The organism is Dialister sp. UBA1703 (assembly GCA_002320515.1).
Taxonomy (GTDB): domain Bacteria; phylum Bacillota; class Negativicutes; order Veillonellales; family Dialisteraceae; genus Dialister.
Genome location: DCJJ01000122.1, coordinates 1 through 3,903, shown reverse-complemented (window position 1 = coordinate 3,903; position 3,903 = coordinate 1). Strand labels below are relative to the sequence as shown.

Annotated in this window: 2 protein-coding genes; both read left to right on the top strand. The window is 56.2% G+C overall.

Annotated features, from left to right (window positions below; genetic code table 11):
- The first annotated feature begins 216 nt into the window (after positions 1-216).
- Positions 217-1,734: a CCA tRNA nucleotidyltransferase gene (locus B2Y11_RS05550; protein WP_291057139.1), complete on the top strand. Its 1,518-nt coding sequence runs from the start codon at positions 217-219 to the stop codon at positions 1,732-1,734.
- Entirely contained in the window at positions 1,709-3,679 is a 1,971-nt protein-coding gene (locus tag B2Y11_RS05545; RefSeq protein ID WP_291057137.1) for a penicillin-binding protein, read from the top strand. Before B2Y11_RS05550 ends, B2Y11_RS05545 begins: the two co-directional genes overlap by 26 nt.
- Positions 3,680-3,903: the final 224 nt, after the last annotated feature.

Sequence of the window (3,903 nt, the reverse complement as noted above, 5' to 3'; positions counted from 1 at the left end):
CGCTGCGGCTATCCACAACCCTCGGCGCCATAGGCGCCGTCAAACCTAAGAGCCCTCCGGCCATAGGCCGGTCAATCTTAAGAACCTTACGGCGCCCGCGGAGCGGTCGCCCCCCCTTTCCTCGTTCTTGTGAAAAGTATATAATAAGGTATACAACTATTGAATTTAAAGGTTTTCTGCATTCCGGCAGGAGCATTTCTCAGGGAAGGCATTTCTATGAATCTGATTGGCCGCGTGATTTCCCATTTCCGGGATTCTTCTTTTGACGGTGACAGGGAAGATGAGCGGATCGGGAAAATCGATGAAGGGGCGCTCTGTATCCTCCGAAAATTGAATGATGAGGGGAAAGAGGCCTATGTGGTGGGGGGCTGCGTGCGGGATCTTCTCATGGGTCTGGTGCCCCATGACTGGGATATAACGACGTCTGCCCGTCCTGATGAAATCGTTTCCATTGCCAAATCTTCCGGCTGGAAGGCCATTGACGGCGGGGGACGTCGTTTTGGCACGGTGATTGTGGTGCGGGAGGGAAAGTCCTATGAGGTCACCACTTTTCGCAGGGAGTTTTACGGCGAAGATTCCCATAGGCCGTCGGAGGTTTCTTTTTCTGATACGCTGAAGGAGGATGTGAGCCGCCGGGATTTCACGGTGAATGCCATGGCGGTGGATGTGGACGGATGCCTTTATGACTATTTCCATGGTCTTCGTGATTTGAAGAATAAGAAGCTCCGTACTGTAGGGGATGCAGAGAGCCGTTTCAAAGAGGATGCCCTTCGTCTTTTCCGGGCCTGCCGTTTTCTGGGGCAGCTTGATCTCATGGCGGACAAAAGTCTGGTGGAGGGCATGGAAGGGGCCTTTCCCCGGGTGGAAGGGCTTTCTCTGGAACGGGTGCGGGATGAGGTGAACCGTCTTCTGGTAACGGCCCATGCAGCCCGGGGGCTGGATCTTATGGTACGCACCGGGCTTTCTGACAGGAGCTGCCGGGTGAAGGAGAACGGTGTTTACCGGCTCGTTCCCATTCTGCCGGAGCTTTCCCATCTGGTGGGACTTCCCCAACAGAAGGAATTCCACAAGTATGACGGCTGGTACCATACCCTGGCGGTGGTGGATGCTTCATCGCCCCTGCTTTTGAACCGCTGGGCGGCTCTTCTCCACGATGTGGGAAAAGGGATGCCCGGTATCCGGGCAGTGCGGAAGGGAAAGCTCACCGATTACGGCCATGACACGGAAGGGGCACGCATGGCCCGTGAAATCCTGACCCGCTGGCAGATGCCCGCCGATTTCACGGACCGGGTGGTCTGGCTTGTGGAGAATCACATGAAATTTCACTATTTCGCCAATTTCGGCGAAGCCAACGGGCTGAAGTGGGTGAGGAGCCTGGCCAGGAAGGGCGTTTTCCGTTCGTCCAAGGATATGGCAGAGGCTTTCCATCAGATGACGGATCTGGGGAATGCGGATATTATCGGCTGCGGACGTCCTTTTTCCGCTACCGAAGGCCACAGCGCCTTCGGCCGGTACATGGAGGATCTGGCTTTATCCGTGCCGGTAACCACCCGGGAGCTCCATTATGATAAGAATGTACCCCAGGTGCTGGGGAGCATGGTGGGGGAAGGAATGAAAAATCTTCTCCTCCGCGTGCAGAACGGAAATCTGGAAAATAATCCTGCTGCCCTTTATGATGCAGCAGTAAGGTTTAAGAGGAGAAGGGACCATGAGGAAGGAATTGCCCAGAAATAGGATGAGGAAGCGAAGCGTGAAACTTTCCTTTTTCATCTGCCTCATAGGAGGTCTTCTGCTCCTTCGTCTCATGTGGGTGCAGATTGTGCGGGGCCATTACTATGAGGAAATGGCCATAAACCAGACGGAAGGGGTGCAGACCCTCTATTCCCCCAGAGGCACCATTTATGACAGGAACGGCAGGGAACTGGCCTTTTCCATTATGGTGAAATCTTTCTATGTGGACCCGGGCACCATGAACGTGAGCCCCGCAGAGGCGGCAAAGGAACTGGCGCCGCTCCTTCACCGGAAGGAAGGGGATCTGGAAAAGGACCTGTCCCAGGACACCCGTTTCGTGTGGATGGAACGGATTATGGACCCCGAAGATTCGGATAAGGTTATCGCCCTCATTAAGGAAAAGGGCTGGAAGGGCTTCGGTTTCTTCGATGAAAGCCGCCGTTTCTATCCCAATGGCTCCATGGCCGCCAATGTGCTTGGCTTCGTGGGATTGGACGACAAGGGCCTGGACGGGCTGGAAATGTCCCTGGACAGCCTTATCCGCGGCGGGGCAAATAAGCAGCATATACTTACGGACGCCAGAGGGAATCCCATATTGAAATCGGCCATGGCGCCCTACAAGGCAAAGAAGGAAAAATCAGTATACCTTACCATTGACCAGAATATCCAGTTCTATGCGGAAAGAGCACTGGACCGGGCCATGGCATCCACCCATGCGTCCGGCGGTATCATCATTGTCATGGACCCCAAGACCGGAGCCATCCTGGCTTTGGGAAACAGACCGTCCTACGATCCCAACCATTATGACAAAGCAGCGGAAGCCCAGTTCAAGAACCGGGCAGTGGTGGATATTTACGAACCGGGCTCCACCTTTAAGCCCATCATTGCTTCTGCAGCCCTGTCCGCCGGCACCTACGACACCCAGCGGGTGTGGCACGATCCCGGCGCCGTCTGGGCCTCCGGCCATGCCATCCGGAACTGGAACGATGAGTCCTACGGCGACGTGCGGCTGGTGGACATCCTGAAATTTTCCATCAACACCGGCTTTGCCCATATCGGCCTTCTTACCGGCGGTGATACATTAACCGAATACGCCAAGAATTTCGGCTTCGGGAAACCTACGGGCATCGAACTTCCCGGCGAAGGCAGCGGCATCCTCTTTGAACCGAAGGATATGCGCCCCATCGACGTGGCCACCATGTCCATCGGCCAGGGCATTGCCGTCACCCCTCTCCAGATGGTGCAGGCCTACAGTGCCATTGCCAACGGCGGAAAAATGGTGAAGCCCCATATTATCGAAGCCATCAAAAACGCCGACGGCAGCGATTACAAAGTGACGCCGGTGGAATACAGCGGAGATCCTATTTCACAGAAAGTAGCGGACGACGTGAAAGACATGATGGAAAAAGAAGTCTCCGAAGGCGGCGGCACCAATGCCAAAGTGCCGGGCTACCACATGGCAGGCAAAACCGGCACCGCCCAGAAACTGGACCCGGTGAACGGCGGCTACCTGAAAGGCCAGTACATTGCCTCCTTTTGCGGCTTCGGCCCCACAGAAGACGCCAAAGCCATCTGCCTCGTGGTGCTGGATACGCCAAAGGGCACATACTACGGCGGCCAGGTGGCAGCGCCGGTATTCAAGGAAGCCATGACCCAGATCATGCGCTACCTCAAAGTGCCCACCATTGACGACCAGACCATCCACGCCAAGCCCAAAGACCGGCCCATCGAGCTCTACAAGCCCAAACTGCCGGGGGACAATGAAAAAGAATTCCGCCTCCCCAGCTTCACCGGCTGGTCCATGAGAGACGTAGGCGAATGGCTCACCAGAGCAGGCCTGGGATTCCAGCCCGATGGCAGCGGGTATGCAGATAAACAGGATCCGGGCATCGGAGCCAGAGTGAAAAGGGGAGATAATGTAAAAGTGCATTTCTCTCACCATGATTGAAATAAAAAGCAGCACTTCTCTTCAGGAGGCGCTGCTTTTTTTGACATGCCCGGAAGGGCGTGAAGGTTCAGAGGGGGCGTGCAGCCGCGGAGCGGCGGGGATCGGGGCCGGGATCGGGATGCGCCTGGCGGCGCAGTGGCTGGTAGCTGGTGGGCTGGTCGGTATTCCCGAAGGGGCCTGCCGCTGCGCGGCAGAGGGGCATATGGCCCTGTGCTAACGCACGG

Coding starts and splice junctions, on each gene's coding strand:
- B2Y11_RS05550 (WP_291057139.1), top strand. CDS start 217: ATGAATCTGATTGGCCGCGTGATTTCCCATTTCCGGGATTCTTCTTTT.
- B2Y11_RS05545 (WP_291057137.1), top strand. CDS start 1,709: ATGAGGAAGGAATTGCCCAGAAATAGGATGAGGAAGCGAAGCGTGAAA.